This is a genomic window from Sphingobacterium pedocola, assembly GCF_015209965.1.
In the GTDB taxonomy this organism is placed as follows: Bacteria; Bacteroidota; Bacteroidia; order Sphingobacteriales; family Sphingobacteriaceae; genus Sphingobacterium; species Sphingobacterium pedocola.
This window is the reverse complement of the sequence record NZ_MU158693.1, coordinates 318,616-343,180: the sequence shown is the minus strand read 5'-3', so window position 1 is coordinate 343,180 and position 24,565 is coordinate 318,616. Positions and strand designations below refer to the sequence as shown.

General features: G+C 39.4%; 17 protein-coding genes and 1 tRNA gene. 13 read left to right on the top strand and 5 right to left on the bottom strand.

What is annotated here, in order from left to right; all coding sequences use genetic code 11:
* Positions 1-142: 142 nt before the first annotated feature.
* The 3 genes from C4F40_RS21005 to C4F40_RS20995 all read left to right on the top strand — a co-directional run bounded on the left by C4F40_RS21005 (position 143) and on the right by C4F40_RS20995 (position 4,766).
* Positions 143-1,588 (top strand): hypothetical protein, encoded by a 1,446-nt coding sequence (locus C4F40_RS21005; RefSeq protein WP_196941378.1) that lies wholly within the window; start codon positions 143-145, stop codon positions 1,586-1,588.
* Positions 1,589-1,792: 204 nt separating this feature from the next.
* Entirely contained in the window at positions 1,793-2,968 is a 1,176-nt protein-coding gene (locus tag C4F40_RS21000) for a glycoside hydrolase family 88 protein (RefSeq protein ID WP_196941377.1), read from the top strand.
* 340 nt (positions 2,969-3,308) lie between these two features.
* Complete coding sequence (locus C4F40_RS20995) at positions 3,309-4,766, top strand: DUF3943 domain-containing protein (RefSeq protein WP_196941376.1); 1,458 nt, start codon at positions 3,309-3,311, stop codon at positions 4,764-4,766.
* Positions 4,767-4,942: 176 nt separating this feature from the next.
* On the opposite strand, the gene C4F40_RS20990 is transcribed toward C4F40_RS20995, so the two are convergent.
* Positions 4,943-6,277 (bottom strand): trigger factor, encoded by a 1,335-nt coding sequence (locus tag C4F40_RS20990; RefSeq protein WP_196941375.1) that lies wholly within the window; start codon positions 6,275-6,277, stop codon positions 4,943-4,945.
* 74 nt (positions 6,278-6,351) lie between these two features.
* Positions 6,352-6,433 (bottom strand) — tRNA-Leu (locus C4F40_RS20985).
* Positions 6,434-6,521: 88 nt separating this feature from the next.
* On the opposite strand from C4F40_RS20985, the gene C4F40_RS20980 reads away from it, so the two are divergent.
* The 5 genes from C4F40_RS20980 to C4F40_RS20960 all read left to right on the top strand — a co-directional run bounded on the left by C4F40_RS20980 (position 6,522) and on the right by C4F40_RS20960 (position 11,766).
* On the top strand, positions 6,522-7,199 hold the full coding sequence (locus tag C4F40_RS20980; RefSeq protein WP_231390167.1) for a hypothetical protein: 678 nt from the start codon (positions 6,522-6,524) through the stop codon (positions 7,197-7,199).
* Positions 7,199-7,501 (top strand): winged helix-turn-helix domain-containing protein, encoded by a 303-nt coding sequence (locus tag C4F40_RS20975; protein WP_140939102.1) that lies wholly within the window; start codon positions 7,199-7,201, stop codon positions 7,499-7,501. The genes C4F40_RS20980 and C4F40_RS20975 overlap by 1 nt, the downstream gene beginning before the upstream one ends.
* 75 nt (positions 7,502-7,576) lie before the next feature.
* A complete protein-coding gene (locus C4F40_RS20970) occupies positions 7,577-8,041 on the top strand; it encodes a Coq4 family protein (RefSeq protein WP_196941374.1) in 465 nt (154 codons plus the stop codon).
* 6 nt (positions 8,042-8,047) lie between these two features.
* Positions 8,048-9,538 (top strand): cell envelope integrity protein CreD, encoded by a 1,491-nt coding sequence (gene creD, locus C4F40_RS20965; protein ID WP_231390166.1) that lies wholly within the window; start codon positions 8,048-8,050, stop codon positions 9,536-9,538.
* A 128-nt stretch (positions 9,539-9,666) separates the two neighbouring features.
* Positions 9,667-11,766: a S9 family peptidase gene (locus C4F40_RS20960; RefSeq protein ID WP_231390165.1), complete on the top strand. Its 2,100-nt coding sequence runs from the start codon at positions 9,667-9,669 to the stop codon at positions 11,764-11,766.
* 54 nt (positions 11,767-11,820) lie between these two features.
* On the opposite strand, the gene C4F40_RS20955 is transcribed toward C4F40_RS20960, so the two are convergent.
* From C4F40_RS20955 to C4F40_RS20945, 3 genes are read right to left on the bottom strand one after another with little or no spacing between them, the layout of a single operon-like run.
* Positions 11,821-12,768 (bottom strand): MlaD family protein, encoded by a 948-nt coding sequence (locus C4F40_RS20955; protein WP_196941373.1) that lies wholly within the window; start codon positions 12,766-12,768, stop codon positions 11,821-11,823.
* Positions 12,769-12,822: 54 nt separating this feature from the next.
* A complete protein-coding gene (locus C4F40_RS20950; protein WP_231390164.1) occupies positions 12,823-13,704 on the bottom strand; it encodes an N-acetylmuramoyl-L-alanine amidase family protein in 882 nt (293 codons plus the stop codon).
* A gap of 42 nt (positions 13,705-13,746) precedes the next feature.
* Entirely contained in the window at positions 13,747-14,601 is an 855-nt protein-coding gene (locus C4F40_RS20945; RefSeq protein WP_196941372.1) for an N-acetylmuramoyl-L-alanine amidase family protein, read from the bottom strand.
* 201 nt (positions 14,602-14,802) lie between these two features.
* Between C4F40_RS20945 and C4F40_RS20940 the strand changes: the two genes are divergently transcribed.
* From C4F40_RS20940 to C4F40_RS20920, 5 genes are all read left to right on the top strand, one after another.
* Entirely contained in the window at positions 14,803-17,418 is a 2,616-nt protein-coding gene (locus C4F40_RS20940; protein WP_196941371.1) for a putative LPS assembly protein LptD, read from the top strand.
* Positions 17,419-17,441: 23 nt separating this feature from the next.
* A complete protein-coding gene (locus tag C4F40_RS20935; RefSeq protein WP_196941370.1) occupies positions 17,442-18,692 on the top strand; it encodes a competence/damage-inducible protein A in 1,251 nt (416 codons plus the stop codon).
* Between the two features lie 108 nt (positions 18,693-18,800).
* Complete coding sequence (locus C4F40_RS20930; RefSeq protein ID WP_196941369.1) at positions 18,801-20,144, top strand: dihydrolipoamide acetyltransferase family protein; 1,344 nt, start codon at positions 18,801-18,803, stop codon at positions 20,142-20,144.
* Positions 20,145-20,203: 59 nt separating this feature from the next.
* On the top strand, positions 20,204-21,697 hold the full coding sequence (gene cls, locus C4F40_RS20925; RefSeq protein WP_196941368.1) for a cardiolipin synthase: 1,494 nt from the start codon (positions 20,204-20,206) through the stop codon (positions 21,695-21,697).
* 140 nt (positions 21,698-21,837) lie between these two features.
* Positions 21,838-24,549: a carboxypeptidase-like regulatory domain-containing protein gene (locus C4F40_RS20920; protein ID WP_196941367.1), complete on the top strand. Its 2,712-nt coding sequence runs from the start codon at positions 21,838-21,840 to the stop codon at positions 24,547-24,549.
* Positions 24,550-24,565 lie beyond the last annotated feature (16 nt).

Here is a 24,565-nt window from a genome sequence, read left to right as displayed (position 1 = left end):
TAGTTTTGAATTACAGATATTTAGGTCCCTCCACTACACTTCGTTCCGGTCGCGATGACGTAAAAAAGTTCTTTTTGATACAGCCTCGTTATTATCCACTTTTTAAAAGGAGTGAGACTTAAACTTTAAATTTGTAATAGATATGAAAAAATTAATGACAATAAGTACAATAGCCAGCTTTCTGCTGGTAGCTCTTGTGGGCTGTAAAGAAAAGGACAACATTCTCGATAAAAAAGGCGATATGCCCTCCATCGTTGTTGTCGCCCCAGGGCATACCATAACAGACCATGTTATTCAGTGCTCATTGCTGAAAGAGACCCCGATCACGGTTGACTATACCATTACCACATCGTCCAAGATTAAACAGGTTGTTCAATCTGTGGATGATGTGCAGCAACAGGTTGTTGACGCTGTCGGATTGGAAAAATATACCGGCCAATTGGTGATTAATGCTCCCTATGCGGATAAGACAATATCCCTGCAGTTGGAAGTCACGGATGATGATCTTCAGACGACGAAGGAAGTCCTCTCGGTTGTCATTGATGCATCGGGTGATTTTCTTGTCGATGGCGATGTGCAGGTCGTGGGTAGCGTAAACCAAGGAGAGGAGCTCACTATTTCAGGAAGTGGATTCGGTTCTGGACCGAATGTTATTATCTACGATGATTTTGAAGGGGGAAATCACAACGATCCGATACCTCTGAATTCACCCTTGATCGGTGCTTGGACTACGAAATCTACAAACTATGTGGCCCGATACTATGACTACGCCTATTCTGGCAATACTTCTTATTCCATGCAGGATGAGTTGGCAACTACGGGTCAGTATGGCGGGAAACGTACAGAACTGAAGGTTCGTTTTGATGATACCCAGGAGGTTTTTCTTTCATACCAGTTAACTGTTCCTCCTGGGAAAAATTTTCCGGGCGCCCCCTCTAGAGATCAATGGGGGACAGCAAGCCACTGGAAGATGACGTGGCTGATGGATACCGATAATGGCTTTAAGGATAATGATGGGAGGGCAGACCTTTGTATTCCTACCAATGGTCAGGCTCAGGCCCTTCAAGTTTCAGGAAATACGGATAAAATCGGATGGGTAGCCAGCCTAGACGACCTCTTTGATATGGACGGATTTAATCGGATAACTACCTGGTTACGGGCAGACCCAGCAGCTCCGCAAACACAAGGTTATACCTGGATTCAATGGTTAAGTGCCAAGACAATGCCTATCTTTACACGGGAGCACATTAAGCCGGTATTTAATGGGGAGGCATCGGGCTCGACTTCCTATCAATGGAACCAACTGAATGTTCCCGGATGGTTTGGAAACAGTCTGGTAAATCCAGGCGGTGTCTACGATGATGTCTATTTAGCTACTGGGCCGAACGCTCCCGCACGGGTAGAAGTCGGTGATGCGCCTGTGTATGCAAACTGTACCGAACTGAGCATTATGCCTTCCACTTCTTGGACCGATTCCCAAATTAAGGTGATCGTAAAAACAAAAGGGCAGGGCACGATCTCTCAACAGTATCTTTTTGTCTTTGATGGCAACAATGAGCTGATTACGGGTGGAATTGCCATCCCCTAAATTGATAACGAGGATGTCTCATAAGTCGTAAAATCCGTCATTCCGATTGAAGCGTAGCGGAATAGAGGAATCTATAGTTTCGAATTACAAATATTTAGATCCCTCCGCTACACTTCGTTCCGGTCGGGATGACGTAAAAAGTCCTTTTTTGATACAGCCTCGTTATATTTAAGAAAATTTAACGTTAAAATATAAAAAATGATTATGCAAATGAATCGTATTTCGATTGTTCTACTTGGGATTGTTGCCCTGATTAGTAGTTGTAACAGGGAGCCTCAAACCCTTGACGTGGATAAAGAACTAGCGAAGGCTATGAAACAGTATGAGATCATGCTAACGACTCATCGCGATACCACGCAGATACCTCATTCTTTACATCAAGATGGAACTTATCACGATAAACCTTCGGAATGGTGGGGTAGTGGTTTTTTTGCAGGGACGCTGTGGTACATGTACGAATACAGTCAAGATCAGAAGTGGAAAGAAGCAGCCCATCTCTGGTCCATGGCAGTAGCCAAGGAACAATATAACACCACTACGCACGATCTCGGGTTCATGGTATTCTGTCCATTTGGTAATGGTTTTCGTCTAACAAACGATTCGACCTATCTACCGATCCTCATGCAGGGGGCAAAGTCGTTGTCGACACGTTTTGACGCTAATCGAGGGGTGATCAAATCGTGGGATTCGTTTCGTGACTACGATTTTCCGGTCATCATCGACAATATGATGAATTTGGACTTCCTGTTTTGGGCTACAGCTCATTCGGGAGACAGTTCGTATTATAAACTATCGGTCGAACATGCAGACGTTACCATGGCAAACCATTTTAGACCGGATTATAGTAGTTACCATGTGGTTTGTTATGACGAGTCGGGCAAGGCATTAGCACAAGTAACGCATCAAGGGTACAGCGATAACTCTGCTTGGGCGAGAGGTCAGGCATGGGCATTATACGGATATGTCGTGATGTTTCGTGAAACTGGTGAGGAAAAATACTTGAAGCAGGCCATGTCAATTGCCGACTTTTACCTCAATCATCCAAATCTTCCGGAAGACAAGATTCCTTATTGGGATTTCGATGCGCCCGAAATTCCAAATGAAGAGCGTGATGTTTCCGCTGCAGCTATTTTTAGCAGCGGGTTATTAGAATTGCAAGGTTATGTGGATAAGGAAACGGCAGATCATTACGTTGCCGAAGCGCGTGAGATGCTTATCAATTTGAGCAAAAAACCTTACAGAACTGATTTCGGAGAAGCAGGTGATTTCTTGCTAAAGCATTCCGTCGGACATAAACCGGGGGGCATTGAAGTTGATGTTCCACTTATTTATGCAGATTATTATTACATTGAGGCTTTACTGCGTTTGCGAAATCTTTAGATTTTGCCAAATTTTTGGAGGTGTGCATTCGAATATTTTCACTACAATGGAAGAATAAAAAGTAGGGCCTATAACCTTGTTAAAGCCACAAAAAAGTAAAACAACTAGAAATAATCAACATAAAAATGACCGAGTAAAAATCAACTAATACTCGGTCATTTATTTTAAACCTTATCAAAAAGATGAGGCTTTTTCGGCGTCTTGCAGTAAGCGATTTCTTAATTAGAAAGATGCATAGCTTTGTAGTCACTGCATACACTATACCCCTGGTAAATTATGACTGCCATTTTATTATATGTTTTGAGGTTTAGTACGAAGAAGCTACAGTAAAATATTATTTTTGCCTCTTAAAGTCATTTCTATTGTGGGTAAATTGTTGTTATTTATATTTTTTTGCAGCCAATCTGTTGCTGTTGCGCAGCAGCCTGCGGATTCTATGTCAATGGCCCAAGTAAAGATACTTAGTGATATACCCGTCAATTATTCTATTCAGGACACATTTACTAAAAATATAGACCCTATTCGACCGAAGCATTTTTGGCGAGCTGGTGCGGAGTGGTTTTTAGCTCAGGCAGTGCCGGCATCATTTAATAGATTTATTACGCGCGACCCATATTCTTATATTTCGTTCCAAAATTTTATTGACCATCAACGTATCAGTGCCTGGGACTGGGATGATAATCAGTTCACAACCAATCAAATCGACCACCCCTATCACGGACAGTTGTATTTTAATGCTTTTCGAAGTAATGGTTATAACTTTTACCAATCAACTGTAGCGACTTTAATGGGATCTTATATTTGGGAAACAGCGGGTGAAACGCAACACCCTTCCATAAATGATCTCGTAAATACAGCTTTCGGTGGAGTAATTCTGGGAGAAATGACGCACCGGGTTTCTCGGAATATTTTAGCACGGGGAAAATATGGAAATCGGATCGGCAATGAAATCGTCGCTTTTATCGTAAACCCTGTCAACGGTCTTAATCGACTGCTAGATGGTAAATGGGGAAAAGTAGATGATTATAATTCAGTCGACTCATCTGTTATCAGTGCCGAAGTAGACGCTGGCATAAGACGATACGATGCCCGCGAAGGGGATTTCCTAACTGAGGGAAAGAATACGTTTTATGCCCGGTTACGTTTTAAATACAGTAATGGAGCCCATAATTATAAAAGACCTTTTGATCAATTCTATGTCAACTTTGAAGTAGGGGATGGAGATAGCACATTTATTAACGCGGTGAATGTCCATGCATTGCTGTACGGTGCGGAATTCTTTAAAAGTAGGAAAAGTAGTCATTTTGGAACCTTGAATGCACATTATGACTTCTATAATAATGACGCGTTCTTTTATGGGGCACAAAGTATTAATTATAATTGGGTCTCTGAGTTTAGATATAAGAAAAACAACAGGCTCAATATGAGTGTTGGGGCTGGTGCTGTAGCTTTGGCTGCTGTTCCAGATCCTTACCTGCTTTATGGCGCAAGTCGTAATTACAATTATGGTTCGGGCTTAAGCTATCGCTATCGAGGTGAATTGAGTTTATTGAACCGACTGCTGTTGATTGCGGACTATAACGGTGGATTGTTCTATACCATTAGTGGAAATGACTCCAATTATATCCTGCATGCAGGTACGATAGAAGCGAGTCTTCGGCTTTTTAAACGCTTTTCACTGAATGCCAGTTCAGGATATTTCTCGTTACAAGGTAATTTCGACGATCCACAATATGACGATTTTCATCGTGAATTTCCTTTTGGGCGAATCTCTATTGGTTATAATATTCAGTTTTAGGGTTAATTTTTAAAACGTAAAAGGCATACCAAAACGAAGGTTTAATTCGGCTTTTATAGGGCCACCTTTTATGTATAGGATAAAGCCTAATACAAAAAATGCCCCTAAAAGTTAGATACTTTTAAGGGCAATGTACTGTTAACCGCTTTTATATGGTATACCAAAATGAATTTCGGTTATTTGTCTAACTTTTCGAATTTATCGTAGGCGATTTTTTTCGATTTGATTTTTACAGTGGATTTCAACTTATCGAACACCTTTAGCGCCTTCACTTCTTCGAACAAACGATTTGCCTGTTCTCTATCTGCTAACAATTGAAGCGCAAACTGATTTAATTGCTCATCAGTGGGCTCATCATTCATGTTGTACATTTTGATCTGTGAATAAATACGCTCTTTAGCTAAATCAACAACTTCGTCGTATTTTACCTCAAGATTATTGGCTGTTACTACTCGATTTTCGATGATAGTCCATTTTAAATTGCTAACGAAGTCTGCAAAACCTTCTTCGATTTCTTGCTCGGAAAGATTTGGATTAGTAGCTTTTAACCATTTTTTTAAGAACGTTTCCGGAAATTTAGTATCTGCTTTATCCATTCCAAAAGTATACATATCATTGCGTAACTTTTGTGCTGAATTTTGTTTGAATAGATTTTCTACTTCCTCTGTTACTTTAGCGTTAAATTGTTCCTCTGTTGTAACTTCGCCAGCCGGGAACAGTTTGTCAAAGAATTCTTGATTTAAATCAGATTCCTCAAGACGGTTGATGTTTTGAACGGTCAGTTCAAATTTCGTTACATCTAAGTTCTCCGCTTCTTCTTCTGTTATACCCAAGATACGAGCTAAGTCATCTACCTTAAATGCTTTTTTTACATCTATTTTCACTACATCTTCTTTTTTAAGACCCACTAGTGATTTTTTGATTTTTGCATCCTCGATAATGTCTGTACGGATAGAAGTTGTTTTTTCTATTCCTTCATCCTTCACTTGTTTCAAAGCTGCGTATAAGACGTCACCTTCTTCAGAAACTTCAGGATTTGTCATTTTGCCATAGCTACGGCGTAAATTTTTGATACGCTCTTGTAATGTAGCATCGTCGGCCTTGATATCGTATTCGATAAATTCAGTTTCTGCGGTAAAAGGAACATCAAATTCTGGAGCTAAACCAATTTCATAGTTAAATTTGAATGTATCTTTAAAATCCCAGTTGTAATTTACCTCAGCATCGTCTTCTTTTGGAAGAGGTTGGCCTAGTACCTCCAACTTTTGTTCACCGATATATTCAGAGATTTTATTATTGATAATGCGATTAACCTCATCAAATAAAATGGATTTACCGTAAGTACGTCTAATATGACCAGTCGGTACTAATCCGGGGCGGAATCCAGGTAATTTTGCTTTTTTTGCTTGATCTTTAATAGCTTTGTCAACCGCGGGGTTATAATCTTCTGGCGTTAACTCAACTATAATGTTTGCGTTGATGTCATCGGTTTTTTGATGTGAAATATTCATACTCTTCTTAGCGTTATTTTTCGCATTATAATAAAAAATCCTCCCGATGTCTTTATGTTCGGGAGGATATCAAGTGCGGAAGAAGGGACTCGAACCCCCACGCCTTGCGGCGCCAGATCCTAAGTCTGGTGCGGCTACCAATTACGCCACTTCCGCAGTTAGGATTTCTTTTGTGCCACAAAGATAGAAACGTTTACTATATCTGTCAAGTCTTTTTTGATTATTTTTCAAAAAAAAATAAAATATGAAATTTCTGTTGCGTAAGTCATTATTATTCTTTTACTTTGGAAAACAAAGTACTTTTATGAATCAACAGGACATTATAAAAGAAATAGGACAGATTCGCTCGATTATGGAAAAGTCTAGCAAATTCATTTCTATTAGCGGCTTATCAGGCGTACTTATTGGTACGTATGCCTTAATTGGAGCTGCACTAGGTTACTTAATAGTATACGGTTTTAAGAGTCAATTTGGATATCGTGATCACTTTGTCACCGACGAAATCATTATTGTTAAACTGCTTCTGATTGCTTTATTTGTTTTATTGATTTCTATTGTTACAGGTGTATTGATGGCTAAGCGTAAGGCCAAGCGAATAAATCAATCGATTTGGAATGCCACGAGTCGCTCTTTGTTATTTGCAGTTGCTGTTCCGCTGATAACGGGTGGGGTGTTTTCACTGATTATATTTGCCAAAGGTTACTACGGATTAATAGCATCTTCCTTATTGATTTTCTATGGATTAGCATTAAATGCAGCAAGTACCTACACATTTAAAGAAGTTAAATGGCTCGGTATTTTTGAGATCATATTGGGTCTTCTTGCACTTTGTTTTCCCGGTTACGGATTATGGTTTTGGGCTCTAGGATTCGGCGTGTTACATATTATTTATGGTTTGATTGTCTATAAAAGATACGAATAGTGAGCTTAGATTTTTCATTATATGACAAAGTATTGGAGAATAGGATACGTCTTCAGATCATGAGCGTATTGGTCGCAAATGAGGAATACGATTTTAATTCCCTGAAGGATCTATTGGATGTTACCGATGGAAATCTAGCATCTAATCTGAAAAGTTTGGAGAAAGAAGGGTATTTAACTGTATTTAAAAGTTTCGTTGATCGTAAACCCAACACGCGGTACCGCAGGACGGAGAAAGGACAACGATCTTTTGAAAACCACTTAAAAGCTTTAGAAAATTTAATAAAACAACAATACAAATAATTTTTTTAATTATACACTTTGGAATTCAAAGTTCTTTTAAATTATTAATATATGCGAGGTTTTCGTTTGAAATTTATGTTACACCTATATGGGTGGTCGTCACGAGTGTATGCCAATACGTTTAAAATCAATAAGAAAGCGTGGGGGATAACTAAAATGGAGTTCTTGTCTTATCCAGAGGACACGTTGGGTAGGGCGCTAGGTGATTTTTATTTGCGCAATGATTTTGATGTGATGCCTAAGTTAGAAAATCACGATGTATTTCATATCCTTACTGATACAGACACGAAAATTCAAGACGAGATTGCAATGCAATACCTCTTGTTGGGCAATGGGAAATGGAGTCTATACTTGTTTGCAATGATTTTTATTGGCGGATTCATTTTCCCGGAATATTTCTCGTTTTACAGGCAGGCCTTTACAAAGGGAAGAAACATGGCTCCTTTTCACGAAATCGAATTTAAAGTGCTTCTGCATCGTTCTGTTGAGGAACTACGCGCATCTTTGACGTTAAAAACAAACTTAATTACAATAAAATAAATTAATATGGAAACTACATCACACAACATGCCTCCGCAATTACCTCCAAATGAACCTCCGTTTTGGGAAAGGGTGTTTAATTCTGTCCTCTTGAAACTGGGTGTTATTTTTTTTCTCATTCTACTGCTACTTTTACCAATGTCGTTGGTAGATGATCTCATTAGAGAAAGGAAATATAGAGAGCAAGATGTCACCGCAGAAATTTCTTCCAAATGGGGAAGAGAGCAAGTGATTTCGAGCCCGGTACTTGCTATACCTTATGATTATGTACGGGAAACTACGGAGAGGGACGAAAAAGGAAAAGATAATGTCATAAGAAGCATACAGCAGGATTGGTTATTTTTATTACCGAATCAAGTAAATATCAAGACGAATGTAACTCCTGAATATTTGAAAAGGGGAATCTATCAATCTGTTGTGTACAATGCTCAGATTGAAATGGAAGGAGATTTTTCAGGACTGGAACACGAAAAACTGGGGATGGATCTTACGAATGTGCGTTGGAACGACGCAAAGCTAGTTTTTGGTATCCGTGATCTCAAGGGGCTGCTGAATTCTCCAACATTAACCTGGGATACCACTATAATGGAAATAGGAACGTTCGAGAAAACGTTGCAACTCTTTGAAAGCAATTTGGTAGCAAATATTCCACTATCTTCTATCGCAGATACAAAGCAATCTTTTTCAATAAAAATGAATTTGAGAGGTTCCAAGTCGTTGAATTATTTCCCTATAGCGAATCAAACTTCTATTTATGTCACAGGTAAATGGAATAACCCGAGTTTTAACGGTGGATATTTACCCGAGGATCGGAATGTAGAGGCTGATCAATTTCAGGCGACTTGGCAAATACCAAGTTTCAGCAGAAGTCTTCCTGCGCAATGGGAGGGGAATCCCGGTCGCTTGTATTCTTTTTCAGGCATCGATTTAACTGAAAATAGATATTCCATACCAGATGATGTAACGCCCGAAATAAATCCATCTGGAAATACGCCGTCGTCTTTTACCAAATCAACCGATTCGGATATGGTACAGATTAATTTTTTACCCGAAGTAAATAACTATCAGAAGACAACGCGTGTAGCTAAATATGGTATATTAGTCATCATCCTTACCTTTGCATCCTTATTCTTTACAGAAATTATCAAAAAACAGCGTATCCATATTATCCAATATATTTTGATTGGCGTGGCCATGGTATTATTCTATTCATTATTGTTAGCAATCTCTGAATATTTAGATTTTAACACCGCTTATGTTTTGGCTGCTGTTGCCACCGTTGGATTGATTGCTTCTTTTATTAAGTCGATTATAAAAGATCTAAAAATAGCATTGCTTTTTACCGGAATTCTGAGCTTGTTTTACGGATTTATATTTGTTTTAATGCAGTTACGCGATTACTCTTTAATTGTAGGAACTATTGGGATATTCATTATTCTCGCGGTATTGATGCGTGTGTCGACACGAATAAATTGGTATCAATTTGATCGGAAGTAAATGTGATGGGTACGAAATGGTGCTACATACAAATGTACTTAACTGCTTTGTGGATCATGCAGAGGAGGTATCGATGATATAACAAAAACCATCAGTTTTTGTTACCTTGCGGCTTCAATAAAATGAATATGATGAGAAGAAATTCTATTCTAGCAATTGCACTGCTATTGAGTGCATCAGCTTTTGCGCAACGTGCTCCAGAAAAAATAATTAACAAATCCCTTATTACCCATAGGATGCAAAGTTTTGGTAAAGAAGTCATGAGCCCTGAAAGATTGTGGAAGCTGGGTCGGGTGTCCGCTGAAGGACTAAGCCCTGATGGGACGCAGCTGATTTATGGCGTTTCAAACTACAACTTTGATGAAAATAAATCGGAAAAGAATCTCTTCGTTGTGGCGTTAAATGGCGGTACTCCTCTTCAATTTACTTCTGAAGCTGGTGGAGAATCGCTGCTACATATAGAAGACAATGGTGATGCAATTTATTCCTACAAAGGTCAACTGTGGCGTAAAAATATAAAGGGAGGTGAAGCAAAGCAATTAACGGATGTTGACGGTGGGTTGGAGAATGTGAAGTTTTCGCCTGATGGGAAGCATATCCTCTTCAGTAAATCAGTGCTAGTAAATAAGAATCACAGTGTAGACAAATATGCTGATTTGTCTAAATCGAATGTGTATATCTATGACGATTTGGACTATAGGCATTGGGATTCATTCAATGATGGCCGTTTCAATCACCCTTTTGTCGCGAGTTACGATCAGGGCAAGGTTAATGAAGCAATAGACTTGTTGGCGGAAGAACCTTATTATAGTCCACAGGCTCCGTTTGGAGGAGCCGAAGATTTCGCATGGTCGCCTGACGGGAAGTCGGTTCTATATGTATGCAAAAAGAAATTCGGAAAGGATTATGCACAAAGTACAAATACCGATATCTATCGTTACGATCTAAATTCGAAAAGAACGACAAACCTTACTGAAGGAATGAATGGCTATGATACCAATCCGATGTATAACACAGATGGAGGGATGCTAGCCTGGCTGAGCATGAAAACGGATGGATACGAGGCAGATAAGAATGATATTGTTCTTTGGGATGCTGCTGCGGATATCAACTTGAATTTGACCGCGCATTGGGACGGAACCATCAATTCGTTTACATGGAGTAAAGATAATCGTAAGATCTATTTTATAGCACCCGTAAAAGGTACAGTGCAGTTGTTTGAAGTCGCAATTCCGGCTAACCTTAAAAATAGAGCGCTTCCTAAGATTCAGCAACTATCAGAGGGACAGTTTGATATTACAGGAATTGTAGGAGAAACAAAGGAGGGCTTAGTGGTTACATCTACTACGCTGACGCAAGCAACGGAAGTATATCTGTATGATCTTAAATCTAAAAAATTGAATCCGATCACTAAAGTGAACGATGAAGCTTATGCACAAATTGCTCCTACGAAAGTGGAGGGGCGGTTCTCAAAAGCGTCGGACGGACAAGATCTGTTTTCTTGGGTTATTTATCCTCCTGATTTCGATCCCACTAAGAAATATCCTACACTCTTATTTTGTCAGGGCGGACCTCAATCCGCAACAACGCAATCGTACTCTTTCCGTTGGAATTTTCAACTAATGGCTTCACAGGGATATATTGTTATTGCGCCTAACCGCAGGGGTATGCCAGGTTGGGGCGTGAAATGGAATGAAGATATCAGCGAGGATTGGGGCGGGCAATCTATTCGGGATTACCTATCGGCGATTGACGACCTGGCAAAAGAACCTTATGTGGATAACGAACGCATAGGCGCAGTGGGAGCGAGCTATGGAGGCTATTCGGTATTTATGCTAGCAGGTGTACATGAGGGACGTTTCAAATCATTTATTTCCCATTGCGGATTGTTTGATATGACTTCTTGGTACGGCACTACTGAAGAATTGTTTTTTGCTAACCATGATCTAGGCGGGCCATATTGGGATAAAGCAAATGAGAAAACATATACGGCGTTCAATCCTATCAATCATGTAGATAAATGGGATACTCCAATATTAATTTTTCAGGGAGGAAAGGATTATCGTGTTCCGATCGGACAAGGTTTGGAAGCTTTTCAGGCTGCGAGATTAAAAGACGTCAAAAGTAGACTGGTCTATCTACCGGAAGAGAATCATTGGGTTCTTTCAGGTCATAATGCACAGGTATGGCAGCGTGAATTTTTCGGATGGTTGAAAGAAACACTGTGAAAAATATTGGAACAAAAAGAACCCCGATTTGAGCTCAAATCGGGGTTCTTTTTGTTATTTTGTATCCTTTTTACCAAAGATTGAAATCTTTAAGTACTTGCCCGGATTATTTTTAACATCTTCGACTAATTGATCTAAGTTTTCGGACGCATTATTTAAATTATTGTACAGTTGGTCGTCGTTGACCAATAGGCCAATTGAACCTTCTCCGTTATTAATCTTGTCGGTTATCGCCTGCACATCTTTCATTGCCTTATTGGCATTATCGATAGTAGCTTTGATTTCAGTCTTCGCTAAATCGTCAGAAAAATTGTCCAGATTGGATAATATCGAATTGATCTTGCGGTTATTGTTTTTGAAATTTCCTGTAATCGACTCGAGATTTTGCATGATTTTAGCCAGTCTAATCCGTTCAGAGCCCATTAACCCTTCTACTTCATTCGTGATTTTTTCCATATTATTCAAGGAGATGGAAATACTGCTCAAGCTACTTTTGAAGTCTCTTTGAAATTCGTCATCCAATGCGGTGTTGACTGCTGATAATACTGAATCCAATTTGACAACTAAATTTTCGATTTTCTTTTGGAGTGGTTCTACCTTTTCCATCAAATTAGCTTGTACGTCTGAAAGGAGGGGATCTCCACTTTTTGCAAAAGTCTTACTATTTCCCAGATCGAAAACAATAGCCTTGCTTCCCAATAAATCAGCGCTTACGATACGGGCCACTGTATTAGACGGTATATCGTAATTGTCGTTGATTTTAAATTCAGTTCTTATTTTACCATTTTTCACCAGATCCATTTTAGAAACACGACCGATCTGATATCCATTTACCATTACGGGTTTGGATACGGTTAGTCCGTCTACATTGTCGTAGTCGGTATAATAGGTGTTTTCACTGCTAAAAACATCATTTCCTTTAAGAAAACTGTATCCAATAAATAAAATAGCAATCGCTATTGCTGTCAGGGCACCTACTTTTGTTTCGTTTGATATTTTCAAAATGATATGTTTTAGGGAACTCTAATACGTCAGTACACGAAAATAGTAAATTATTTATTTTTCAACGGATGTTTTGTAAGTTTTAATCGCATTAAAAAGATTTTCTACAATTTCTTTTTGGCCAGCTGATGACATCATAAAATCTTCTTCGCTTGGATTGCTGATAAAACCGATCTCCGTTAATACGGACGGCATGCCCGCTGTAGCTAATACCGCAAGTCCTTGTTCTTTCACGCCGCGGTTAGTACGTGATGCACTTGAATATTCGTTTTGCATGTACGTCGCTAATTTAATGCTCTGATCTCGAAACTGTCTTTTCATTAACTTAAAGACGATATAACTGGATGGGTCGTTGGGGTCGAATCCATTATAGTTGTCTTGGTAATTTTCTTCGGACAGGATGGAAGCATTTTCTCGGATAGCGACATCTTGCTGATCCAATCTGTTAAAACCACATACCAGTGTTTCCGTCCCTTTCGCGGAAGTGTTTAATACAGATCTTGTTATGTACCTCCCTTTTGAATTCTTGACCCTACGGGTAGTGGCTCCTCCAGAATTACAATGTACAGAAATAAATAAGTCGGCTTTATGTTTGTTCGCTAGTGCCGGACGTTCGTATAGTTTGGGATATACATCTGTCGTCCGGGTGTAAATAACTTTTACACCGGGCAGGCTCTCTTCTATACGCTTGCCCAGTTTTAACACCACTTGTAGGGCAATGTCTTTTTCCTTTGATTTCCTGCCCACTGCACCGGGATCATGACCGCCATGGCCGGCATCAAGTACGATGGTTTTCATTTTGTGTTCCATGCCTCGGGGAGAAACAGCGTCATGATACTTGCTAGGCACCCATGCAGTGATCAATATAAATACGGTTAGTAGTAATGCAGTTTTACTTGCTGAATGGAGTATATTTATTCTCTTGTAGTTTTTCAAAGTTATTGATATTTAGCTTTTCCAGTTTAGGAAGTAAGATTGTTATTTTTTATTTGCGGTTTTGAACGTTTTGATAGCGTAAAAAAGATTAGTCACGATTTCCTGTTGTCCAGTTTGAGAGAGCATATAAGCTTCTTCTTCGGGGCTACTTATGAATCCGATTTCTGTCAGTACCGCGGGCATCCCTGCTTTGGCTAGAACAGCAAGCCCCTGTTCTTTAACACCCCGACTCCCACGGGAAGATTTGATATATTCGTGCTGCATAAGTGATGCTAATTTAATGCTTTGGTCCCTAAACTGTCTTTTCATCAGCTTAAATACAATATAACTGGAGGGGTCTTTGGGGTCAAAACCATGATAATTTTCTTCATAGTTGTCTTCTAATAATATATCTGCATTTTCACGGATGGCTACATCTTGTTCATTGATTCGATGGAAACCCAACACCAAGGTTTCGGTTCCCTTGACACCGGGATTGCGCTTTACTGAATTAACGTATCGTCCTTGCCTATTCTTTACTCGGATATCCCGATCAGCGGAATTAGCATGAATGGATATAAAAAGATCCGCATGGTTTTTATTTGCGATATCCGTCCGTTTGTAAAATTCCACGTCAACATCCGTAGAACGGGTCAGGATAACCTGTATATCGGGAATGCTGTCTTCTAACATTTTTTTTAGTTTCTTGGATACATCCAAAACAATGTCCTTTTCTGCCGATTGCCGGCCTCTTGCACCCGGTTTATTTCCTCCGTGACCGGGATCTATTACTACGGTGAAGCTCATTTTTGGAGGAGAGCCACTCCTTTTTATCGGATGAAAAGCGGTAAAAAGGAGGGGTATGAAGCAGAGGGTGACAACTAAACTTGATTTTTTAACATTATTTATAAACTTCATCTGTATAATATTTTACAAATTTGCCGTTGTAGTTTCATTAACGATGGGTGACAACGATAATTTGAATAATGGAACATGCGAAAAATACTAGTTTTTTCTAATTGTTTTTTGACTAATTTTGCCAACAACAGTTTAAATTTACCACAAAAATAATATTCGTAATTCATTTTGAAGGCGTTAACTTGTATTTTCTTTTCTTTTATGTTCCTGTTGTTAGGATCTAATTCCGTCATCGGACAAGTCGTAACACCCGACAGCATCAAAAACAACGCGCAAGATACAAGTTTAATTGTACAGGATACAAGCAAAAATCATCTGCGCACTTCTTCGGGGAAAGACACTGTTGTCATGAAGGACGACAGTGGGTTAGAAACTGTAGTGACTATCGTAGCAAATGACTCTTCTTGGAATGAGGTGAGCAAAAACATTGTACATTTATATAAAGGGGCAAAAGTAAAATATCAAGACTTTGAACTTTCCGCAGATTATATCCGTTTGGATCGGAATAATAATCTCTTATATGCAAGCGGTGTAATGGACCACAACGATAAGTATGTAGGCCGGCCTGTTGCCTTATTTCCAAATGATACACCTAAGGCGGTAGACTCGCTAACATATAATTATAAAACACAAGAAGGTAAGACCTTTGGAATAATGACAGAGGTGGATGGAGGTTTTATCCAAGCACGCGCGGTTCGTAAGAATATGTATGATGAGATGTCTATCTACCATGGTTTATATAGTACCTGTGATCTTCCTGAGCCGCACACTCATTTTGGTATTCATATAACCAAGGGTATAGTGCTCGATAAACAGATTATAGCTGGACCTTCTTATTTAGTGGTGCAAGGGATCCCCATAAAGTTTGTCGCAATCCCGTTTGGTTTTTTTCCGAAGCAGGATAAAAAATCTTCTGGATTTTTATTTCCGTCTTTTGGTGAGGATGCGGCGAGAGGATTTGCTTTGCGGGATTTAGGCTGGTATTTAACATTTAATGATTATTGGGATACCGAATTTAGAGGCAGCTTTTATTCCAGAGGCTCATGGGAGGCTTCTATGCGTACCAATTATATGGTGAATTACAAATATAGCGGTGGTTTTAATCTTCGCTATGCATGGACTAAGACGGGAGTTGAGGGGTCGGATAACTATGGTACTAATAAAGATTTTAATGTAACATGGAATCACACGCAACGTCAAGAAGCCAATCCCGGGACTTCTTTTTCGGCGTCGGTTAATTTTGGTACGGGTTCCTATTTTCAAAATACAGGAGCAAATAGTACGTATGACTATGATCAGCTGACCCGCAACAACATGTCATCTTCGATCAGTTACGGTAGAGTGTTTGCAGATGGTAAAGTAAACTTTACGTCTAGCCTCAGCCATCGTCAAGATATGACTTCCGGTAAAGTGGACTTGGAATTACCTACTTTTAGTTTAAATGTGGCCACTTTTAATCCATTCGATTCTAAAGACCGTGTAGGTGAGCAGAAGTGGTATCAACGCATTACAGTAGGGTATAGTTTACAGGGAAGAAATACTATTTCTACGGGAGATTCTACTTTGTTTAAAAAAGAATCCTTAAAACGTTTTACGAATGGATTCCAACATAGTATTCCGGTGAGCTTGAGTTTGAACGCGTTTAAATACTTTCAATTTAATACCTCAATGAATTACACCGAGAGATGGTATCTTCAGTCTATTCGTAATCGTTCAGAAAACACGATTAACGGATTCGAAACGGTAAGAGATACGCTTCAAGGATTTAGAAGGGCGTATGACTATTCATTTTCAAGTGGACTTTCTACCAAGATATACGGGATGTATCCCAAAATTGGCAAAGTTGAAGCCATACGTCATGTGGTAACGCCATCTGTGAATTTCAACTACCGCCCCGATTTTTCCGATCCGATGTATGGTTTTTATAAGTCTTATGTAGATGAGAGCGGTAGGTTACGAGATTATTCTATCTTTGAAGGGGCAATTTATGGCTCTCCGTCATCGGGACAATCTGCGGGAATCGGTTTTTCGGTAGATAACAACATTGAAGCAAAAGTTAGGACGGAGAATGATACGACAGGTAAGGGATTTAAAAAAGTCCCAATTATACAGGGGTTGACATTTAGCGGAAATTACAATTTCGCTGCCGATTCATTGAAACTTTCCACAATCAGCTTTTCTGGAAGAACCTCTTTATTTAACCAGAAAATAAACTTGAATTTTAACGGATCATTTGATCCCTATCAGCTCGATGACCGGGGACAACGCTACAACCGGTTTGCTATTGAGGATGGGAAACTTGCCCGTCTTACTAATTTTGGTTTATCTTTTGACTATAGTTTTAATCCGGATGCATCCAAAAGTAGGAGTGATAATATTGATTCCCTTCGGAATAATATGCCAGCCATGACCCAAGAGCAATCTGATGCATTGGCTAGAATAAGTACGGATCCAAATGCTTTTGTAGATTTCAATATTCCTTGGAACTTAGCCGGATCCTTTAGTTTCCAATATAGTCGTCGTTTTGATGGGGTGGAGCGTAAAGAAGTCGGCGACTATACTGCTACGGTGAACCTACACGGCGACTTTAATGTAACACCGAAATGGAAGATACAATTTAATAGTGGATATGATTTTAAACAGAAGGAAGTTTCTTTAACACGTTTTTCTATATATCGTGATCTACATTGTTGGGACATGTCTTTCGGCTGGGTTCCTTTTGGGCGGTATCAAAGTTATAATGTAACCATACGAGCCAAAGCGAGCATCTTACAAGATCTTAAATTGACGAAGCGAAATAGTCATTATAATTATTAATAATTTTTTGGTAACTATGCGCTATGAACGCTGAAATCATAACCATAGGAGACGAAATTTTACTGGGTCAAATTGTGGATACAAATTCTGCGTGGATTGCCCAGTATCTCGGACAGGCAGATATTGCTATCCGATTTATTACTTCGATATCTGATCGAAGAGAAGATATCTCGAAAGCGCTGTTAGAGGCCTCCTCACGTTCGGATTTTGTAATAGTAACAGGCGGTTTAGGTCCCACAAAAGATGATGTCACTAAAGAAACAATTTCCCAATTCTTCGAATCCCCATTTGTTCGAAATCAGCAGGTACTTGATCACGTCAAACAGATCTTTCTGCGCATCGGTCGTGGCGAGATGCCAATATCCAATTATACACAAGCCGATGTATTGGAATGCGCTCAAGTTTTATTTAATGATGTTGGTACTGCTCCTGGCATGTGGGTAGAAAGAGACAGTCGCTGTTTTGTTTTTTTACCCGGGGTTCCATTTGAAATGAAGTTTTTAATGGAAAAGCATATAATGCCAAGGCTGATGGCTATGCGAAGCCAGGTGCGCGTTTATCACAGTCATATTCTTACCGCCGGATTAGGGGAGTCCTTTTTGGCAGAACAAATCGCTGATATCGAAGCATCTTTACCCCATTACATTAAATTAGCGTATTTACCCAAAATTGGATTAGTGAGGCTGCGGCTATCTGCCACCGGAACAGATGCGAATTTATTACGAACGGATACGGAGAACTTCGCAGAGCGCATTTCGGAACGATTAAAGGAATACGTGGTCGCTAAGGAAGATATTTCCTTCGAAGAGGCGATCATCAAAAACTTCGGTGAGGCTAATCTGAAAATTGCATTCGCAGAGAGTTGCACCGGAGGTACAATTTCGAGTAATTTAACTAAATACAAGGGAGCCAGTAAAGTGTTCGATTGCGGAATAGTGGCTTACGCAAATCATATCAAACAAGAGGTACTGGGTGTCAATAAAAATACGCTTGACGAGTTCGGAGCGGTGAGCGAGCAGACTGTTGTTGAAATGGCAAAAGGGGTGCAACGGATAAGCGGTGCAGAATATGCTGTAGCGACCAGTGGTATTGCGGGGCCCTCCGGCGGAACCCTTGAAAAACCTGTCGGTACAGTTTGGATAGCAGTAGCTGGGAAAAATGAAACTGTTACAAAGAAATTCCAGTTTAATAATAATCGACAAATAAATATCGAAAGAAGCGCGATGCAGGCGCTTCTTTTGCTGTGGAACTTGTATGTGAAGGAATCGATATAAATATTGAAATTATATTTTGAATTTTGTTGAATTCTAAATATTTAATTTTTGTTTGCGAATATTATACTCATAAATATTTAATTTAGGGGCTTTAAAGACGATATCAATATGGGAATATATAAGCTGGTGCTTCCAAAAATGGGCGAGAGTGTTTCTGAAGCAACTTTGACAAATTGGTTAAAGTCCTTAGGGGATGCTATTCAAGAAGATGAAGCGGTAGTGGAGATCGCTACTGATAAAGTTGATTCGGATGTTCCTTCACCGGTAGCAGGTAAATTGAAAGAAATTCTTTTTACAGAAGGTGAAATTGCACAAGTAGGCGATGTGATTGCCATCTTGGAAGTGGAAGGTGAAAGCGATGCTGAAGAAGCAGAAAAGCAAAGGGAAGTACCACAAGATAATTTCGGCGTGCCGGTACCCGGTTTGGACGCATTGGAAAATAAAGCACTTCCAACTCAAGATACCTTACAGGCGACTATAACGAGTGAAAATAGATTTTATTCGCCTTTGGTAAAAAGCATTGCACAGGAAGAAGGGATCGCACAGGACGAATTGGATAAAATTCTAGGGTCCGGTTCTGATGGCCGTGTTACGAAGCAGGATGTATTAGATTATATTGCAGCCAAGGGCGATTCAAGTTCGATTCAATCATCTGCTAGTATTGGCTCAGTAGCTCCTGTAAGCGATTCACGGATATCCAATCCAAATGTATCAACAGCAGTTCAGGTCTTGAAGAGCATGGATGGGGATGAGATCATAGAGATGGATAGAATGCGTAGATTGATTTCGGATCACATGGTAAACAGCGTGAAGACATCTCCACATGTTTTTTCGGTGGTCGAAGCAGATGTTACCAATCTTGTCAACTGGAGAAATAAAGTAAAGGATGCGTTCAAGAAACGCGAAGGAGAGAATATCACATTCACTCCTTTGATTATAGAAGCAATAAGCAAAGCATTGAAAGATTTTCCGATGGTAAATGTTTCGGTCGATGGATACAATATTATTAAGCGTAAACATATTAATGTAGGTATGGCCGCAGCGTTGCCCACCGGCAATCTGATTGTACCTGTTATAAAAGATGCGGATCAATTGAGTTTGGTGGGACTGAGCAAATCTGTAAATGACCTTGCTAATAGAGCTCGCACGAACCAGCTCAAACCGGACGATACGCAAGGAGGGACATTTACATTTACAAATATTGGTGCATTCGGAAATATTTTTGGAATGCCTATTATTAATCAACCTCAAGCTGCAATTTTAGCAGTGGGTACGATTAAGAAAAAACCTGCCGTACTAGAAACGGAGCACGGCGATGTAATTGCCATAAGGCATATGATGTATATCACTATGTCTTATGACCATCGGGTTATAGACGGTGCATTAGGAGGTACATTTATAAAAAGAGTAGCTGATTATTTAGAGAGTTGGGATTCTGACAGAACGATTTAAATCATATAAAAGCTTCCTCGCAGGGAAGCTTTTATTGCTAACCAAGTCAATCGCTAACAATGCAACACATCTTACGAACAGAAAAAATACAAGAGCTTTTCCATATACTGCAGGAATGGTATTGGTTACCGGCGTTGTTTTTATATATCGGTGTAATTAGTACCCTTTTAATTGAAAATAGAAACCCTAGCAAGACAATGGCTTGGGTTCTTGTTATCGTGTTTTTGCCTGTTATCGGTCTCTTATTGTATTATTTTTTTGGACAGAAGTTCTCCAAAGTAAAAAAGATGCAGCGGATTAATCAGCGACAAGCGGTACGGTTAAAAAAAGAGTGGGAGCGTTTGGATCCTATCATGGAAGAACTTATCCATGATATTCGCGATGATATAGGTGATCTCTCACGGGTTTTTACTTTTCTAAAGAATGAAAGACTGTCGTCGCCCACGATGAATAATGAGGTGAAATTATTAGTAAATGGGGAGGAAAAATTTGAATATTTTATCGAAGCACTTACAGCCGCTAAACATTCCATTCATTTGGAATATTATATCTTCGAGCCAGATAATATAGGACTTCAGATTTTAAATATTTTAGAAACTAAGGCAAATGAGGGTATTATAGTTAGGCTTATTGTAGACAGTTTTGGCTCTCCTGCTTTGGTTAGGTATATGGAGCGCGTAAAATCGAATATTCAATTTAACGCGTTTTTGCCCGTTACCTTTTCTTCTCTGGCAAACAGCAATTATCGGAACCATAGAAAGATAGCAGTAATAGACGGTGAGATTGGATTTATTGGCGGGATTAATATTTCAGACAACTATATCAATGACCCAAAAAACAATAATTCAGTATATTGGCGGGATACGTCGCTACGTATTGAAGGAATGGCAATCAATATGTTGCAAGTTGGTTTTTGGCATTCTTGGAATCAGGCGGATGGCGAACCATTTATGCTGGAAAAGGGTTATTTAAAAGAACTAAGACAATACAAAAATACTAACGAGAACGCAGCTGTTGCTTTTGTGTCGAGTGATCCTGCTTCAAAGGGGCCGTTTAACATGGAAGCGATCCTTATTGCATTGGGCGAGGCGAATACGAAAATACAGCTGTGCACACCTTATTACATACCTAGTGACGAGCTGGCCTCTGTTTTAATGATCGCTGCTTCGTCTGGGGTCGAGGTTGAATTGATGATCCCGGCAAAATCGGACTCCTATCTTGTGCATCATGCTTCGTTTTCATTTTTGAAGCCTTTGTTGGAACGTGGTGTAAAAGTTTATCTTTATAATAGAGGATTTATGCATGCGAAAACAATTACTGTTGATGGAAAGTTGGCATTTGTAGGGACAGTGAATCTAGATATACGCAGTTTTTATATCAACTATGAAGTTGCAGCAGCAGTTTCAGATCAAAAATTATGTTCCGAAATGGAGCGACAATTTGAAATCGACAAGCTTGAGTGTGATTTATTAACTTTAGCGATGTGGCAATCGCGGCCTAAATGGAAGCGAGGAATCGACTCTATTTGTAGGCTTCTTGCCCCCGTCCTGTGACCTCTTTGAAAATCTTAACTTCTTTTAAAGATTTGGAAAAATAAAATTCTTTATCTTTAGCTAAATTTAGTGGTTGGCCAAGGACGGAAAATGATTGTTGCGTTTTTGATAAATCATTTTATTTCTGTTAATTTAGTCTTATGAACAAAATCAAAAGTTTATTATTCCTTTTATTATTTGTGCTGATCATTTTGCCTTCTAAGGGCCAAGAAATACCTAAAATTCCAATTAACACAGTTGTAGAGCGTGTGCAAAAATATTTTGGTGTTTATCCAGTAGAAAAAGTCCATCTCCATTTTGATAAACCTTATTATGCAGTTGGTGATACCTTGTGGTTTAAAATGTATCTGCATCGTAACTTAGTAGAGTATGAACCCAGTAAAGTAGGTTACGTGGAGGTTATTAATGGGCGAGATTCCCTTGTACAAACCTTACGTATTCCGTTAGATAAAGGTACTGGAAATGGATATTTAGTGCTTGATCCGCAATATATAAAGCAAGATAACTACCGGTTTAGAGCATATACAAAATGGATGATGAATTTTGATGGCTCATTTTTCTTTAATAAAATCGTTCCTATTGGTGATGCGATCAATAAAAAAATGGGAACAACGATCACATATATACCCGAAGGCAACAAAACTAAAGCGCAAATTCAATTTAAAGATGCAAGAGGTGATTTGCTAGGCAAACGTAAAATTACTTGGGAAGCAATTGATGGTTGGGATCCGTTTGATAAAGGCAAATCTGAGACGGATGATATGGGTAGAGCCTCTATTACATTCTCTTCAAAAGATAAAGAAATATTGAAAAATGGACGTTTGATCGTAAAAGTCGAAGCAGAAAATGCAAGCGCTTTGATTGGTGACTTTCCGCTAAAAAATGCACTAAAAGAAACGGATGTCCAATTTTTCCCCGAGGGAGGTGATTTAATTGGCGGTGTTGCGAAAAATGTTGCTTTTAAGGCTATTGGATCCGATGGGAAGGGCTTAGCTGTAAAAGGGAAGGTAATCGACAGCAAAAAAAATACAGTAGCTGAATTTTCAGATCTAGGTTTGGGAATGGGATACTTCTCATTACTCCCTCAAGTGGGCGAATCTTATAAAGCCGTAGTGGCTATTGAAGGTGAAGAGGAACGTACATTTGATTTACCTGTCGTAAAAGAAGAAGCTGTAAATTTAGTCTATCATAAATCGGACGATAACGCTATTCAGATAGGTCTTATCACGAGTGAAAATTATTTTTCGAAAATTCAAAATTCGTCTTTTTACATTTTAGCGCAGCTAAATGGACATTTGGTTTACGCAGCGCAGGCAACTTTAAAAAATTCATCCCTATTGATTTCTGTACCGAAAGAAGACCTACCCAGCGGTATCATACAGTTCACCGTTTTGACTCCCCAAGGCAAACCGATTAGTGAGCGGTTAGTGTTTAATAAGGGGAATTCCGAATTGAATATCCAAGTCAAATCAAATAAACAAGATTACGTAAAAAAAGAAGCAGTTAAATTAGATATTACAAATATTTCTGCAGAAAAATTACCTAGTCACCTTTCGATATCTGTCATCGATGAAGCGAAAGTGCCGTATGACGACCACCAGGAAAATACAATTGTAAGTAGTTTGTTATTGACCTCGGATTTGAAAGGGTATGTCGAAAAACCCAATTTTTATTTTGATGAGAACGTAGAAAATCGAGCAGAAGCACTGGATGCTTTAATGATGACACAAGGGTTCAGGAGATTTGATTATACCGAATTGATCGCCGAAAAATTTCCGCAGGTAAATTTTATGCCGGAGCAGGGGATTTCGCTTTCTGGGATATTACGCCTGAATACAGGTAGACCTTATCCCAATGGAGGGCTTTTATTGTCGGTACCTGCGCGTGCTTTACGTAAGGATACCTATACGGATCAAAATGGGCGATTTTCTTTTGAAAATTTAGTGTTCCCAGATTCAGTCAAAGTGACCATCAACGCGAGAAGCAATGATAATTACCGCAATTTGGTTATTAATATGGATCAATCTTTTTATCCCGCTATAGATCTCCGAAATCCGTATACCAGCAATGAAGTTCTGAACATAGACCAGCAACTTACAGCTTATCTTACCAACAGCAAAAATGAGTACCGAACTTCTATTCTGATCGACGAGGTAACGGTTACCGGGGTCGTTAGACAGCAGCGCACGAGCAAGGAATTTTCGGCCTTGTCGGGACTGTCCATGGCCGATCACCGTATAGAGGGGGAACGTCTAAGTGGATGCAATGTGTTGACCATGTGTTTGACCACAATGCTCACAGGTGTTACATACGATTCGCAAACTTTAAAATATTATATAACCCGAAATTATAACCAAGGAAGCCGTACTCCCGTACAGTTTTTCTTAAATGGGATGCCGATTGATGAGCCCTCGCTTAATTCCATTCAGACCGCTGAAGTAGAGGCTATTGAGATCTTTTTACGGGATGACCTGGGTACGGTAAGCCGTATGTATCAAAATGATGGTGTTGTATCTATCATCACAAAAAAGGAAAAACCAAAAGGGCCGCGGATGTCGCTAGCTGAAATCGAAGCGATGCTGCCGAAATCTAACGTGATTGATATGTTTCCGTTGGGGTATATTAAAGAACGCACGTTTTATTCTCCGAAATACGATACCGATCAAAGTAGAAATACGAATGATTATCGCAGCACCGTATATTGGAACCCTTCTGTTGTGATCGACGAGAGTGGGGAGATCAGTCTGGATTATTATAATGCGGATGGTAACGGTAAATATAAAGTGGTAGTAGAAGGGATAGATGATGCCGGAAAAATAGGCCGATCCGTTTATTATTATAATGTAAACTAAGAAATTCGATAGGCTT

What these genes read in the sequence shown, in the direction of transcription:
- C4F40_RS21005 (WP_196941378.1), top strand. Translation starts at nt 143, where the DNA reads ATGAAAAAATTAATGACAATAAGTACAATAGCCAGCTTTCTGCTGGTA.
- C4F40_RS21000 (WP_196941377.1), top strand. Translation starts at nt 1,793, where the DNA reads ATGCAAATGAATCGTATTTCGATTGTTCTACTTGGGATTGTTGCCCTG.
- C4F40_RS20990 (WP_196941375.1), bottom strand. Translation starts at nt 6,277, where the DNA reads ATGAATATTTCACATCAAAAAACCGATGACATCAACGCAAACATTATA.
- C4F40_RS20980 (WP_231390167.1), top strand. Translation starts at nt 6,522, where the DNA reads ATGAAATTTCTGTTGCGTAAGTCATTATTATTCTTTTACTTTGGAAAA.
- C4F40_RS20970 (WP_196941374.1), top strand. Translation starts at nt 7,577, where the DNA reads ATGTTACACCTATATGGGTGGTCGTCACGAGTGTATGCCAATACGTTT.
- creD (WP_231390166.1), top strand. Translation starts at nt 8,048, where the DNA reads ATGGAAACTACATCACACAACATGCCTCCGCAATTACCTCCAAATGAA.
- C4F40_RS20960 (WP_231390165.1), top strand. Translation starts at nt 9,667, where the DNA reads ATGATGAGAAGAAATTCTATTCTAGCAATTGCACTGCTATTGAGTGCA.
- C4F40_RS20945 (WP_196941372.1), bottom strand. Translation starts at nt 14,601, where the DNA reads ATGAAGTTTATAAATAATGTTAAAAAATCAAGTTTAGTTGTCACCCTC.
- C4F40_RS20940 (WP_196941371.1), top strand. Translation starts at nt 14,803, where the DNA reads ATGTTCCTGTTGTTAGGATCTAATTCCGTCATCGGACAAGTCGTAACA.
- C4F40_RS20935 (WP_196941370.1), top strand. Translation starts at nt 17,442, where the DNA reads ATGAACGCTGAAATCATAACCATAGGAGACGAAATTTTACTGGGTCAA.
- C4F40_RS20930 (WP_196941369.1), top strand. Translation starts at nt 18,801, where the DNA reads ATGGGAATATATAAGCTGGTGCTTCCAAAAATGGGCGAGAGTGTTTCT.
- cls (WP_196941368.1), top strand. Translation starts at nt 20,204, where the DNA reads ATGCAACACATCTTACGAACAGAAAAAATACAAGAGCTTTTCCATATA.
- C4F40_RS20920 (WP_196941367.1), top strand. Translation starts at nt 21,838, where the DNA reads ATGAACAAAATCAAAAGTTTATTATTCCTTTTATTATTTGTGCTGATC.